Annotated in this window: 12 protein-coding genes; 3 read left to right on the top strand and 9 right to left on the bottom strand. The window is 73.3% G+C overall.

Going from position 1 to position 12,855, the window contains the following annotated elements:
- Positions 1 to 22: 22 nt before the first annotated feature.
- From ACPYO6_RS11105 to ACPYO6_RS11115, 3 genes are all read right to left on the bottom strand, one after another.
- The gene (locus ACPYO6_RS11105) at positions 23 to 412 is read right to left on the bottom strand and encodes a hypothetical protein (protein WP_425714929.1); all 390 of its coding nucleotides are present in this window, start codon (positions 410 to 412) and stop codon (positions 23 to 25) included.
- Between the two features lie 511 nt (positions 413 to 923).
- A complete protein-coding gene (locus ACPYO6_RS11110) occupies positions 924 to 1,697 on the bottom strand; it encodes a hypothetical protein (protein ID WP_425714930.1) in 774 nt (257 codons plus the stop codon).
- Positions 1,698 to 1,769: 72 nt separating this feature from the next.
- A complete protein-coding gene (locus ACPYO6_RS11115; protein ID WP_425714931.1) occupies positions 1,770 to 2,396 on the bottom strand; it encodes a disulfide bond formation protein DsbA in 627 nt (208 codons plus the stop codon).
- A gap of 160 nt (positions 2,397 to 2,556) precedes the next feature.
- Between ACPYO6_RS11115 and pepN the strand changes: the two genes are divergently transcribed.
- Positions 2,557 to 5,154, top strand: coding sequence for an aminopeptidase N (gene pepN / locus ACPYO6_RS11120; RefSeq protein WP_425714932.1), 2,598 nt, complete (start codon positions 2,557 to 2,559; stop codon positions 5,152 to 5,154).
- Positions 5,155 to 5,299: 145 nt separating this feature from the next.
- Here the strand turns inward: pepN and malQ are convergent, their stop codons facing one another.
- A complete protein-coding gene (gene malQ / locus ACPYO6_RS11125; RefSeq protein WP_425715054.1) occupies positions 5,300 to 7,441 on the bottom strand; it encodes a 4-alpha-glucanotransferase in 2,142 nt (713 codons plus the stop codon).
- Positions 7,442 to 7,580: 139 nt separating this feature from the next.
- Here malQ and ACPYO6_RS11130 point away from each other — a divergent pair, with 139 nt between their 5' ends.
- Positions 7,581 to 7,997 (top strand): globin, encoded by a 417-nt coding sequence (locus ACPYO6_RS11130; RefSeq protein WP_425714933.1) that lies wholly within the window; start codon positions 7,581 to 7,583, stop codon positions 7,995 to 7,997.
- On the top strand, positions 7,994 to 9,013 hold the full coding sequence (locus ACPYO6_RS11135) for an acyl-CoA thioesterase (RefSeq protein ID WP_425714934.1): 1,020 nt from the start codon (positions 7,994 to 7,996) through the stop codon (positions 9,011 to 9,013). The genes ACPYO6_RS11130 and ACPYO6_RS11135 overlap by 4 nt, the downstream gene beginning before the upstream one ends.
- 215 nt (positions 9,014 to 9,228) lie before the next feature.
- On the opposite strand, the gene ACPYO6_RS11140 is transcribed toward ACPYO6_RS11135, so the two are convergent.
- From ACPYO6_RS11140 to ACPYO6_RS11160, 5 genes are all read right to left on the bottom strand, one after another.
- Positions 9,229 to 9,768 carry a DUF4282 domain-containing protein gene (locus ACPYO6_RS11140; protein WP_425714935.1) on the bottom strand — a complete coding sequence of 180 codons (540 nt, stop codon included), beginning with the start codon at positions 9,766 to 9,768 and terminating at the stop codon, positions 9,229 to 9,231.
- A 42-nt stretch (positions 9,769 to 9,810) separates the two neighbouring features.
- Positions 9,811 to 10,299: an acyl-CoA thioesterase gene (locus ACPYO6_RS11145; protein WP_425714936.1), complete on the bottom strand. Its 489-nt coding sequence runs from the start codon at positions 10,297 to 10,299 to the stop codon at positions 9,811 to 9,813.
- Positions 10,300 to 10,441: 142 nt separating this feature from the next.
- Positions 10,442 to 11,302, bottom strand: coding sequence for a fumarylacetoacetate hydrolase family protein (locus tag ACPYO6_RS11150; RefSeq protein ID WP_425714937.1), 861 nt, complete (start codon positions 11,300 to 11,302; stop codon positions 10,442 to 10,444).
- Between the two features lie 5 nt (positions 11,303 to 11,307).
- Positions 11,308 to 11,685 (bottom strand): RidA family protein, encoded by a 378-nt coding sequence (locus ACPYO6_RS11155; RefSeq protein ID WP_425714939.1) that lies wholly within the window; start codon positions 11,683 to 11,685, stop codon positions 11,308 to 11,310.
- 14 nt (positions 11,686 to 11,699) lie between these two features.
- Entirely contained in the window at positions 11,700 to 12,812 is a 1,113-nt protein-coding gene (locus tag ACPYO6_RS11160; RefSeq protein WP_425714940.1) for an alanine racemase, read from the bottom strand.
- Positions 12,813 to 12,855: the final 43 nt, after the last annotated feature.

The raw sequence follows: 12,855 nt of genomic DNA on the forward strand, positions 1-12,855 counted from the left end.
GTCAGTCGTTGGTGGTCTCGGGTCAGTTGATGGTGGCCGAGTCGAGCACCGACTCGAAGAGCTCCATGCCCTCCGTGATCTCGTCGACCTCCGCCGAGAGCACGAACTCGACGATGCTGCCGTCCTCGAGGACCACGCCGTAGAGCCGCTGGCGGAAGGTGAAGCCGGACTCGCTCGCGTCCTGCTGGTAGCCGGTCGCGGTGTGGCCGTCGATGTCGCGCTCGCCGACCTCGTTGAGGGAGCCGGAGTCGCCGCCGAGCTCCTGGACGAGCACGTCGCCGTAGGACGAGCCCGCGGGGGCGGTGCCCGCCGGGTAGGTCGTGATGACGGCGTTCATCGAGAAGCCGTCCTGGCTCGGCACGCCGTAGATCTGCATGCCCATGCCGGGCTGCTCCGGGACCTGGTCGGACATGTCGACCCACTCGTCGGGCCAGGTGACCTCGACCTGCGGGAGCTCGCCGGTCGCGCCGGCGCCCGGGGCCTGCTCGTCGGAGTCGCTGGGCGCCTCGGCCGCGTCGTCGCTCGGGGCGGCGGCCGCGTCGTCCTCGGTGTCCTCGTCCTCCGCGGGGGCGTCCTCGCTGGGCGCCTCGGCCGCGTCGTCCTCGGTGTCGCTGTCCTCGTCCTCCGACGGCTCCTCGGCCGGCTCCGAGGGCTCGGTCGTCGTGGCGTCGTCGTCGGGCGAGGGAGCAACCTCGTCGTCACCACCGCACGCCGCGAGCGTGAGCGTGGCGGCGAGGGCGAGAGTGGCGGTGGCTGCGTGGCGGGGGGAGATCTTTCGCGTTGTCCTGACGTCAGATTGATCCGCCGGTCGAGGTCCGGTGAACCGCTGTCATGGGGACGTCTGACCAGGTCGGACTACCTGTCGGACCGCGACCGTCCGGCATCACCGGGAGTCCGTCCGAATCACCCGGGGCCTGGCGGGTCTACTCGATGTCGATCGACTCCGCGACCTGACGAAGGCCCGGAAGGTCCGCCTCCTCGTCCCCCGCGTCCATCGCGAACTGGAGCTCCCACTGGTAGCCGTCCGTGTAGATCGGGTAGGTGTACTGGACGAACCCGCCCGTCGGCGTCGACATCTCCACCCGCAGGCCGGGTACCGAGGAACCGTCGACGGTGATCGCGTCGGCCTCCGACATCTCGGCGTCCGGCGGCCGCTGGGCCTCGAGCGCCTCGCGGTAGGCCTCGAACGAGCCGGCTCCGCCCTCGATCGCCGTGAGCGTGAGCTGCGTGCCGTTGGCGGCGGTCTCCAGGGGGGCGGCGCCGAGGACGATCGTCGGGTGGCCCTCGTAGGCGAACGACAGGTCGTTCCAGCCCTCGGGCAGCGCGTAGGACACGGTGCCGGCGTCGTGCTCGATCGTGATCCGCTCGCCGTCGGCGGCCGGCGCCTCGCCCTCCGCGTCGTCGTCGCCCTCCTCGGAGGTCGGTTCCTCGCCGGCCCCGTCGCTCGGGGAGTCCCTGGGCTCGTCCTCCGCGGGGCCGTTGGGCTCAGCGGCGGACCCGGCGCCCTCGTCGTCGTCGGCCGTGCTCGACTCCTCGGTCTCCTCCTCCGCCGGACCCTCGGAGCTCGAGGACCCGGACGGGGACTCCTGGGACTCGCTCGTCTCCTCGTCGTCGAGGCTCTCGACGGGTGAGCAGGCGGCGAGCGCCGCCGCGAGGACGAGCGCCGCGCCGGCGCCGAGGGTGCGACCGTGCCGCATGGGACTCCTTCTCAGGGGACGGGGACGAACCGCCGTGCCGGTGCGCCGGCACGCGTCGGGTCGATCAGGGGGTCAGGCGAGGATCGGACCCGAGGTCCGGGTGCGCTTGAGCTCGTAGAGCCCGGGCACGGAGACGACGAGCGCGAAGCCGTCCCACAGGCGCAGCGCGTCCTCGCCCGTGGGGGCGGGGGTGACGACCGGGCCGAAGAACGCGCCGTCGCCGTACTTGATGACCGGCACGCCGACGTCGTCGCCGACCAGCTTCTGGGCGGTGGCCGTCGTCGCCCGGAAGGCCTCGTCGAGAGAGGAGTCCTCGGCGGCCTCGACGAGGTCCGCCGGCAGGTCGAGCTCGGCGAGCGCCTCGGTCACGACCGCGAGCTCCTCGCTCTTGCGGTCCTCCGGGTGGAACTTCGTGCCGACGGCCGTGTAGAGCGCGGCGAACTGCTCGGCGGTCAGGCGCTCCTTGGCGGCCTGGAAGACGCGCACCACGCCCCACTGGCGGTCGAGGCCCGCGCGGTAGTCGGCGGGGACGTCCTTGCCCTCGTTGACGATGACGAGCGGCATGAGGTGGAGGTGGAGGTTGAGCCCGCGGGCCTCGGCGACCTCGGTGAGCCAGCGGGAGGTCATCCACGCCCAGGGGCAGTGGGGGTCGAAGAACAGGTCGACGTCGTGCGGCTGGAACGAGGCGGAGTCCGTCATGACCTCATCGTCCCACGGGGTCGGGCCGGTCGGCGGGAGCGGCACAGGGTGTCGACGGCGGCCCGCGCCCGGACGCGGTTACGCTGCCTGACGGCGCTCCTGCGCCCGGCCGGGACCACGGCGGTCCCGGTGCGTCATCCCCCGATCCACAGGAGCCCTCGTGCCCGCAGAGAACCTCACCCGGGCGGAGGCCGCCGAGCGCGCCTCCGTCGTGGCCACGCAGACCTACCGGGTCGAGCTCGACCTCACCCGTGGACCCGAGGTGTTCGGTTCGACGACGACGCTCACCTTCGCGGCCACCCCCGGCGCGTCCACGTTCCTCGACCTCATCGCGCCGGTCGTCCACCGGATCACGCTCAACGGGTCCGACGTCGACACGTCCGCGTTCGCCGACTCGCGCATCGAGCTGACGGGCCTCGCGGAGACCAACGAGATCGTCGTCGAGGCCGACGGCGCCTACATGACCACCGGCGAGGGCCTGCACCGGTTCGTCGACCCGGTCGACGAGAACGTCTACCTCTACTCGCAGTTCGAGGTGGCCGACGCGCGTCGCGTGTTCGCGTGCTTCGAGCAGCCGGACCTCAAGGCCGAGTTCAGCTTCGTCGTCACGGCCCCCGCGAGCTGGACGGTCTTCTCCAACGAGGCGGCCGCCGAGGTGAGCGACGCCCCGGTCGACCCCGGTGCCGACGGCGACTCCGAGGCCGACGCGCGGACCTGGACGTTCGCCCCCACCGCCCGCATCTCGACCTACCTCACGGCGATCGTCGCCGGCCCGTACGCCGGGACCACCGGCGAGCTCACCTCGAGCGACGGCCGGACGATCCCCCTCGGCGTCTACGCGCGCGCCTCGATCGCCGAGCACCTCGACGCCGAGACGATCATGGACGTCACCCGCCAGGGCTTCGCCTTCTACGAGGAGGCGTTCGACCGCCCCTACCCGTTCACGAAGTACGACCAGGTGTTCGTCCCGGAGTTCAACGCGGGCGCGATGGAGAACGTCGGCCTCGTCACCTATCTCGAGAACTACGTCTTCCGCGGGCCCGTGTCCGGCGCCGTGCGCGAGCGCCGCGTCATCACGATCCTCCACGAGCTCGCCCACATGTGGTTCGGCGACCTCGTGACCATGCGGTGGTGGAACGACCTGTGGCTCAACGAGTCGTTCGCCGAGTACGCGTCCCACCTCGCCGCCGCCGAGGGCCTGGGGATCGACGACTCGTGGGTGACCTTCACGTCGCTGGAGAAGGCCTGGGCGCTCGACCAGGACCAGCTGCCGACGACCCACCCGATCGTCGCGTCGATCGAGGACCTCGAGGACGTCGAGGTCAACTTCGACGGGATCACCTACGCCAAGGGCTCCTCGGTCCTCACCCAGCTCGTCACCTTCGTCGGGAAGGACGCCTTCCTCACGGGCCTGCGCCGCTACTTCGCCGCGCACGCCTTCGGCAACACCGAGCTGTCCGACCTGCTCGTCGAGCTCGAGGCCGCCTCCGGGCGCGACCTGCGGGCGTGGTCGACCGTGTGGCTCGAGTCCGCCGGCGTCACGACGCTCACGCCGGAGGTGACGACCGAGAAGGACGACGAGGGCGTCGAGCGGATCGCCACCGCCGCGATCCTCCAGTCCGTGCCGGACGCGCACCCGGTCCAGCGCCCGCACCGGCTCGCGGTGGCGGGGTACGAGCTCGACGGCGAACGGCTCGTGCGCAGCTGGTCCGAGGAGGTCGACGTCGACGGCGCGCGCACCGAGCTGCCGGAGATCGTGGGCCGGCCCTGGCCCGCGGTGCTGCTCGTCAACGACGAGGACCTCTCCTACGCCAAGGTCCGGCTCGACGACCGCTCGCTCGCCGCGGCCACCAAGCACGTCGACGCGTTCGCCGAGGCGATGCCGCGCACCCTCGTGCTCGCGTCCGCGTGGGACATGACGCGTGACGGTCAGTGGGCCGCGAGCCGGTACCTCGACCTCGCGCTGCGGGCGCTGGCCTCCGAGCAGCAGCCCACCGCGATGCGGGTGCTGCTCGCGAACGTGCGCACCGCCGTCGAGCGGTACTCCGACCCGACCACGCGCGACCAGGTCCGGGCCGCCGTGGCGGACGACCTCGCGGTCCTCGCCGAGGCCGGGTCCGACGCCCAGCTCCAGCTCTCGCGGGCGGCCGCCCAGCTCGTGGTCACCGACGAGCAGGTGGCGACCGTCCGCGGCTGGGTCGACGGCACCGCGCCTCTGGCCGGCCAGGAGGTCGACGCCCAGCAGCGGTGGGAGGTCCTGCGCGGGCTCGCGCTCGCCGGGGCCGTCACGGACGACGACGTCGAGGCGGCCCTCGCGGCCGACCCGTCGGCGACCGGCCGCGAGTACGCCGTGTGGGTCCGGGCCGCCCGCCCCACCGCGGAGGCCAAGCAGTGGGTGTGGGAGAACATCGTCGAGGCCGCGAACCTGCCGAACACCCAGCAGCGGTACGCCGCCCTCGGGTTCGCCGACGTGCGTGACCCGCAGCTCCTCGCCCCGTACGTGCGCCGCTACCTCGACGCGCTGGTGCGGGTGTGGACCGAGCAGACGAACGAGATGGCGCAGAACGTGGCCACGCTCGCGTTCCCGGCCGCACTGGCGGGACGCGCGGACGAGGCCGGCGTCGACGTCGTGGCCGAGACCCGCGCCTGGCTCGAGGCGAACGCCGACGCGCCGGCCGCCCTGCGCCGCCTCGTCGCCGAGCGGCTCGACACGGCGGAGCGCGCGGTACGCGCCCAGGCGGTCGACGCGGGCCGCTGAGGTAGGGGGCCGCCGGTGAAGCACCAGCCCGGCGACCACCCTCAGCGACGAATGCGGCGATCGGGTGGTGAGTGCGGGGACCGGATCCCCGCACTCACCGCCCGATTCCCTACGTCGAGGGCCGGAGCAGGCACCCGCGCCCGGGTCAGCGACCCTGGCGGCCCATCGCGCGCTCGACCGTCGCCACGAGCGAGCGGACGCGCGGGTGGGCGTGCAGGTCGTCGAGGAGGACCACCTGCTCGGTGCCGTCGGCGAGCGGCACCTTCCAGTTCGGGTACTCGGTGTGCGTTCCGGGCTGGTTCTGGGCGCGCCGCTCCCCCACCGCGTCGACGAGCGAGACGCCCACGAGGTAGCTCGGCGTCGCGGCGACGTAGGCGTGCAGCGCCTCGAGGATCTCGCGCTCCGAGGGGTCCTCGCCGACCAGCCCGTGCTCGCGCAGGCGCTCCACGGTGCGGCGACGCTCGAGCGCGGACTCGGCCCGGACCTGCTCGACCGGCTCCACCAGCAGGCCGAGGCGCTCGCGCAGGTCGACGTGCTCGTCGGCGAGGTACCCCGCGACGGGCGGCAGGTCGTGCGTGTCGACGGTCGCGAGCGCGAGCCGCCGGTAGTCCGCGGGCTCCTTCGGCCGCCCGTCCTCGTCCTTCTCGAACCAGAACACCTGCGTGCCGAGGACGCCGCGCTCCTCGAGGTAGTCGCGCACCCAGGGCTCGACCGTGCCGAGGTCCTCCCCGATGACCACCGCGCCCGCGCGGTGCGCCTCGAGCAGCAGGACGCCGACCATCGCCTCGTGGTCGTAGCTGACGTAGGTGCCCTGGTCGGCCCCGCCGTCGGTGGGGATCCACCACAGGCGGAACAAGCCGGCCACGTGGTCGACCCGGATCGCGCCGGCGTGGCGCAGCACTGTGCGCAGCATCTGCCGCAGCGGGGCGTAGGCGGTGCGCGCGAGAGCGTCGGGCCGCCACGGGGGCTGGGACCAGTTCTGGCCCTGCTGGTTGTACATGTCCGGCGGCGCGCCGACCTCGATGCCGGCGGCGAAGACCTCCTGGCCGGACCAGCGCTCGGCGCCCTGGGAGTCCACCCCGACGGCGAGGTCGTGCATGATGCCGAGCCGCATGCCGGACTCCGTTGCCGCGCGCTGCGCCGCCGCGAGCTGCTCGTCGAGCACCCACTGGAGCCACGCGAAGAATTCGACCCGGTCCGCGAGCTCGGAGCGCTTGAGCGCCACCTGCGGGCTTGCGGGGTCGGTGAGCTCGACCGGCCACGGCTCGCCGGCCTGGTCCTCGAGCAGCGCGCACCACAGGGCGAAGTCCTCCAGGCCCTCGCCCTCGTCCGCCCGGAACCGCTCGAACGCCTGCTGCCGCGCGGCGCTGCGGCCGGCGGCGAAGATCACCTCGAGCGCCTGGAGCTTGGCCGCCCACACGGCGTCGCGGTCGAGGGGCTCGTTCGTCTCGTTGAGGGGGCGCACCTCGTCCGCCGCCCACTGCACGAGCGAGCGCTCGGGGCCGGAGAGGTAGGTGGCCTCGTGGATCTCCTCGGGGCGCAGGTAGATCGGGTTGACGAACCGGCGCGTGACCGGGAGGTAGGGGGACGTCTCCATCCCCTGCACCGGCTGCGCGGCGTGCAGCGGGTTGATGAGGATGAAGTCGGCGCCGGAACCCCCGGCGAGCGCGGCCAGCTCGGCGAGGTCCGCGGCGTCCCCCAGCCCCCAGGAGCGGCGCGACCGCACGGAGTACAGCTGGGCGCTGAGCCCCCAGCCGCGGCCGCCCTCGAGCTCGGGAAGCTGCAGGCGGTCCGGCGTCACGGCCATGGGTGCACGACGACGCCGAGCACCCGCGGGCTTGGCGACCACCGTGTGCCAGCCGAGCGGCAGGTCGGCGGGGACGACGAACTCCACCCTCGACTGCGTGCGGCCGTCGACCTCCCGCATCTCGGGCGGCTCGGCCGCGGGGCTCAGCTCCCACCGCTCGCCGTCCTCGAGGCGCACCTCGACGTGGACGTCGGTGCCCAGCGGGACGTAGACCGACAGCCGGGACTCGTGCCCCTGCCGCACGACCACCGAGTCGGGCAGGACCTCGCGCCAGGGCGCCAGCTCGTGCTCCTCGAGGGACTCGGCGACCTCGTCGTCGGTGTCCGCCGGGACACCCAGGGCCCGCAGCGCCGACCGGATCGTGGCCGCGCTGATCGTCCGGTGCTTCCCGTGGAAGTCCCAGAACTCGGTGGCGACCCCCTTGAGGTCCGCCAGACGCGCGAGGGCCTGCGAGGGTGCCACGGCGTCGTCGGCGTCCATCATTGAGCTCCTTACGTGAGGCCCGCGCTGGCCGGCCGTCGAGGTTCGGTGGAACATCATGATCCTGCCAGAGCAGAACGGCGGACGCCGTGAGGTTGTGCCGTGTTGCCGCAAGGGTTCCACGGGTGACAATGGGGCGATGACGACGAGCGACCGATCGACCCAGCTGGCCGAGCGCGCGGCGCTGTTCGCCCGCCTCGGCGGCCACGAGACCTTCGAGCTGCTCGCCCGTCGCTTCTACGAGGGCGTCGCCACGGACGAGGTGCTCGCGCCGATGTACGAGGGCGACGTCGAGGGCGGCGAGCGGCGCCTGCGGATGTTCCTCGAGCAGTACTGGGGCGGGCCCACCACGTACTCCGAGGAGCGCGGCCACCCGCGTCTGCGGATGCGTCACGCGCCGTTCCGCGTGACCCCGGACGCTCGGGACCGGTGGCTCACGCACATGCGCGCCGCCCTCGACGACGCCGGGCTCGACCCCGAGTCCGAGCAGGCCATGTGGGACTACTTCGTCCGCGCCGCCGACGCGATGATCAACACGCTGGAGCCGCGGCCGTGAGCGATGAGCAGACGACGCACGTCGGCGTGCCCTCGGTGCCTCCCCCGCCGGGCGACCGGTCGGGCGTGCTCGACGTCCCGAGCAGCGACTCGGAGCAGATGCGGCGCATCCTCGACGCCATGCGCCTCGAGCGCACCGGCGACGACACGTACGCGGCGGAGTCCCTGCCGCAGCTGTCGGGGCGGATCTACGGCGGGCAGGTGCTCGCCCAGGCGATCCTCGCGGCCGACGACACGCTCGTCGACGACGGGGACGGCCCACGCCTGCTGCACTCCGCCCACGGCTACTTCCTGCGCCCGGGCAACGCCGACCACGGGGTGACCCTTGCCGTCGAGCGCCTGCACGACGGCCGCTCGTTCTCCACCCGCCGCAGCCACGCATTCCAGGGCGGGAAGCCGATCCTGTCGATCATCTTCTCGTTCCAGGAGACCCAGCCGGGGCTCGAGCACCACGACCCCGCACCGGACGCGCCGGACCCGGAGACGCTGCCGAGCGCGATCGACCTGTTCGAGTCCGTCGACCACCCCGTCGCGCGGTTCATGTCCTCGACCGCGGCGTTCGACATCCGGCACGTGGGGCCGAGCATCTACCTGGGGCCGGACCCGGACAGGTCCGACACGCAGATGCTCTGGATGCGGGCTCGTGCCCCGTTGCCCGAGGGCAGCAGCCAGCTCCTCCACCGCGCCCTGCTCGCCTATGCCTGCGACCAGGTGATGCTCGAGCCGGTGCTGCGTCGACAGGGACTGACGTGGCGCACGGACGGGCTCTCGATGGCCTCGCTCGACCACTCGATGTGGTGGCACCGAGAGCTGCGGGTCGACGACTGGCTGCTGTTCGTCCAGCGCTCGCCGTCCGCGCAGGGCGGCCGTGGCCTCGGGACCGCCGAGGTCTACGACCGCTCCGGCGCGCTCGTGTCGACCATCGGGCAGGAGGGCATGGTCCGCGTGCCCGAGCCCCAGCCGCACGTCTCGGGGTCGGGTCCCGGCGAGCAGTGGCGCCGGCCGTCCCTGCGATAGACACCTGCACGACGACGAGGCGCGCCCGGGCAGGACGTGCCCGATCGGGCGCGGGCTCGGGCCTCGTGCGCGCCGGCACCGCACCCGGGTCCCCGCGGCCCAGACGTCCCCCGCGGCATGCGATCTCCCGAGGGCGGGCAAGACCCCGGGAGCACGCGAGGACCGGGGAGCACGCGGGGTCCCGGCGCGGGGGCACCGGGACCCCGGGGCTGCCGTCAGGCCCGGCGGACCATGTCGGTCGTGTTCTGCGCCGTCCGGATGAGCGCGATCGCCGACTCGAGGCCGACGCGGACGAGGACGAGGTAGAGCAGGGCCGGCACCCAGCCGAGCAGGAGGGCGAGGATGCCGAGCATCGCCTCTCCCGTCGCGAAGCCGGTGACCACGAGCATGAGCCAGCCGATCGCGGCGATCCCGATGACCAGCACATAGATGATCTTCGCGAACGTCAGGGTGATGAAGTCGTTGAAGGACAGGTCGAACAGCTTGGCGAAGAACCCCTTCGCGGCGTCCGCCGGGGCTGTGGCGCGGTACGGGTCGCCGACGCCCGGGGGACCTCCCGCCCGGCCGGGGCCTCCGGGGCCGCCGTAGCCCCCGGGCGGCCCGTACCCGCCGTGACCGCCGGGCGACGGTGCGCTCGGATGGACGGCGTACTGGCCGGTCCCGGGCGACTGCGCGGAGTGCAGGCCGGAGTCCTGGTGCTGGTCGTCGGGCTGCCCGGGGTGGTGACCGAGCGGTTCGGGGGGATGGTGGGACATGAGTGCCTCCGAGGGCTCTCCATCGAGCTGGCCAGAGGGGGTTCAGGCCGTGTTCTCGACCGTCGACGAGCCACCGTCGGACGTGTCTCGGTCCCGGCGTCGGAAACGTATCGCAGCATCCGTGAGTTCGGACCACGCTGAACGTTCGGCCGCGGTGATCCTGCGCGGACGTCCAGTCTCCTCGTCGACGAGGACGAGCGTGGTCGTCGCCCGCGCGGCTGGCCCGTCAGGCCCGGGGATCTCGTAGCAGACGTCGATCGACGCCCCGCCCATGTGCGAGATCCACAGCTCCACCTGCAGGGGCTCGAGCGAGTACTCGACGGGCGCGAGGTACTCGATCTCCTGTCGGGCGATCAGCGTGTTCGTGCCCGACCCGGGGCCCATCGCGGGCGAGTCCTCCCCCTGGCGCGGCTGCCAGAACGCCTGGATGCGGCACTCCTCGAGGATGCCGAGCATCTTCGCGTTGTTGACGTGCCGGTAGGCGTCGATGTCCGACCAGCGCAGGCGCACGGGGATCGTCAGGCGAGGCATGGGAGCCATTGTCGCCCGACCGTCCGGGTCCGATGGTGACCGGCCGTGCGGAGGCACGGCCGACGACCGGGACCGGCCCGGACGGCCGACGACGAGAACGGCGCCCGACGGGCACCGACGAGCCGGACGACGACGGGCGGGGCTAGGCGGCGCTCCCGTCGCCGGGCACGAGGCGCGAGCGCTGGTGGCCCAGGCCGTCCACGCCCATCTCCATGACATCCCCGCCGGTGAGGTAGGGGAAGCGACCCGACAGGGCGACGCCCTGCGGCGTCCCCGTGCTGATGAGGTCGCCGGGCTCGAGCCGCACGTACTGCGAGAGCTCGTGGACGATCGTGGGGACGTCGAAGATGAGGTCCGCCGTCGTCGAGTCCTGCCGCGGCTCGCCGTTGACGGTCGACCAGATCCGCAGGTCCCCCGGGTCCAGCTCGCCCGCCGGCACGAGCGCGGGACCGACGGGGCAGAACGTCGGCGCGGTCTTACCCTTCGACCACTGCCCGAGCGAGGTGACGAGCTGGTGCTCGCGCTCGGAGACGTCGTTGCACACGACGTACCCGGCGATCACGGCCTCCGCCTCCTCGCGGGAGGCGAGCCGGTGCGCGGCGCGGCCGACGACGATGCCCAGCTCCACCTCCCAGTCGAGCTTCTCGGCGCCCGGGGGGATGACGACGTCGTCGTAGGGGCCGACGACGGTGTTGGGGTGCTTGAGGAAGACGATGAGCTCGCTCGGGGGCTCGGCGCCGGACTCCGCCGCGTGGGCCGCGTAGTTCTGGCCGATGCAGATCACCGCCGTGGGGCGGGCGATCGGCGCGCCGACGCGGGCGCCGTCGATGCTCATCTCGGGCAGCTCGCCCGCCTCGAGCGCGCGGGCGACGCGGTCGATCCCGCCGCCGCCGAGGAAGTCGCCGTCGATGTCGGCGGTCAGGCCGTCCAGCGCGTACGTCGTGCCGCCCTGCCGGACCACGGGTCGCTCGCCGCCGACCGGACCGATACGCAGGAGCTCCATGCCGGTCACGCCTCCGGGACGAGCGCGACGACCGCGTCGATCTCGACGAGGAAGCCGCTGAGGTCGGCCTGGATCGAGGTCCGCGCCGGGTACGGCTCGCTCAGGCACTCCTTCGAGACCTCGTTGAACTCGGGCCAGTCGGCCATGTCGTTGAGGTAGACGCCGATGCGCACGGCATTGCTCATCGAGGTCCCCGCCGCCTGGGCGACGGCCTCGAGGTTGGCGAACGTGCGCCGCACCTGGTCCGCGAAGCTGCCGCCGACGAGGGTGCTGTCGGCGTCGAACGGCCCCTGCCCCGCGAGGAAGAGGAACCCCCCGCTGACGATGCCGGACGAGTACGGGCCCGCCGGCGCGGGGGCCTCGGGCGAGGTGATCTGCTGCATGGGGGTGTTCCCTTCTAGTGACGGCCCAGGACGGGCCAGACGTCGACGACGACACCGCCGTCGACGACGAGGACGTGGCTGTGCATGTTGGTGAGCCCGCAGGCGTGGTTGGGGCGGAACCGGACGAGGTCGCCGACCTGCAAAGGCGCAGCGCCGCCGAGCACGCCGTGCTCCTCGTACCCCTTGGCGAGGACTCCCCCGCCGTCGGTGACGACGGTGCCGATCCGTCCGTCGCCGTGCATGCTCGGGTCGGAGCTCATGGCCTTGATCCCGGCGTCGACGACGACGGGCTCGCCCCGCTGCGTGCTCACCACGCGGCTGAGCACGCTCGTCGCGGTGTCGGCCGGGTCGATCGTGCCGATGGCGACCTGGTTCTCGTCGCCGTAGACGTAGGTGCCCGGACGGGCCTCGGTCACGCCGTCGGCGCTCGGGGCCGACCGTGAGCCGGCGGTCGAGCCGACCGAGACGCTGCCGACCTCGAGGCCGTCCGCACGCAGCCGGTCGGCGACATCGGCGAGGAGGCGCCCCGCCGCCGTGCCGACCTCGAGGCGCCGCTCCGGGTCGGGCCCGAGGGCCTGGACGTGCCCCTCGTGCGTGAAGATCCCCTCGAGCACGAGACCCGGCAGGTCCGCGAGGTCCCGGGCCACGGCCGGCGCCTCCTCGGGGTCGACGCCGGTGCGCCCGAGGCCGGTGTCGACCTCGAGGCGGACCTCGACCTCGACGCCCTGCGCGGCCGCCGCCTCGGCGAGCGGCCGGGCCGAGGCGAGCGAGTCGACCCCGACGATCAGGCGCGCGCGCCGCGCGGCGCCCAGCGCCGTCGCGACCCGGTGCGGACCGACGGGCGGGTACGCCCAGAAGACGTCCGGCACGCCGGCCGCGACGAGCGCCTCGACCTCGCCGGCCGTCGCCGCCGTGAGCCCGACCGCCCCCGCCTCGAGCTGCATGCGGGCGACCTCGGCGGACTTGCTCGTCTTCCAGTGGGGACGCAGCGCGACGCCGAAGCCGCGCGCCACCCCCGCCATCCGCGCGATGTTGCGCCGCACGGTCGGCAGGTCGACGAGGACCGCCGGGGTCGGCAGCTCCTCGAGCGGTCGGCCGACGACGTCGGCGGGGTCGGTCACGGTCACGGGGCCCTCCAGGGCGTCTCGGTGGGGTCGGCCGGTCAGGTCG

Source organism: Georgenia sp. Z1344 (genome assembly GCF_049856295.1).
Lineage (GTDB): Bacteria > Actinomycetota > Actinomycetes > Actinomycetales > Actinomycetaceae > JB111.

Bases quoted from the DNA above. Each gene is read 5' to 3' on its own strand.
- ACPYO6_RS11145 (WP_425714936.1), bottom strand. From the start codon at position 10,299: ATGCCTCGCCTGACGATCCCCGTGCGCCTGCGCTGGTCGGACATCGAC.
- ACPYO6_RS11150 (WP_425714937.1), bottom strand. From the start codon at position 11,302: ATGGAGCTCCTGCGTATCGGTCCGGTCGGCGGCGAGCGACCCGTGGTC.
- ACPYO6_RS11110 (WP_425714930.1), bottom strand. From the start codon at position 1,697: ATGCGGCACGGTCGCACCCTCGGCGCCGGCGCGGCGCTCGTCCTCGCG.
- ACPYO6_RS11140 (WP_425714935.1), bottom strand. From the start codon at position 9,768: ATGTCCCACCATCCCCCCGAACCGCTCGGTCACCACCCCGGGCAGCCC.
- ACPYO6_RS11115 (WP_425714931.1), bottom strand. From the start codon at position 2,396: ATGACGGACTCCGCCTCGTTCCAGCCGCACGACGTCGACCTGTTCTTC.
- malQ (WP_425715054.1), bottom strand. From the start codon at position 7,441: ATGGACGCCGACGACGCCGTGGCACCCTCGCAGGCCCTCGCGCGTCTG.
- ACPYO6_RS11130 (WP_425714933.1), top strand. From the start codon at position 7,581: ATGACGACGAGCGACCGATCGACCCAGCTGGCCGAGCGCGCGGCGCTG.
- ACPYO6_RS11105 (WP_425714929.1), bottom strand. From the start codon at position 412: ATGTCCGACCAGGTCCCGGAGCAGCCCGGCATGGGCATGCAGATCTAC.
- ACPYO6_RS11155 (WP_425714939.1), bottom strand. From the start codon at position 11,685: ATGCAGCAGATCACCTCGCCCGAGGCCCCCGCGCCGGCGGGCCCGTAC.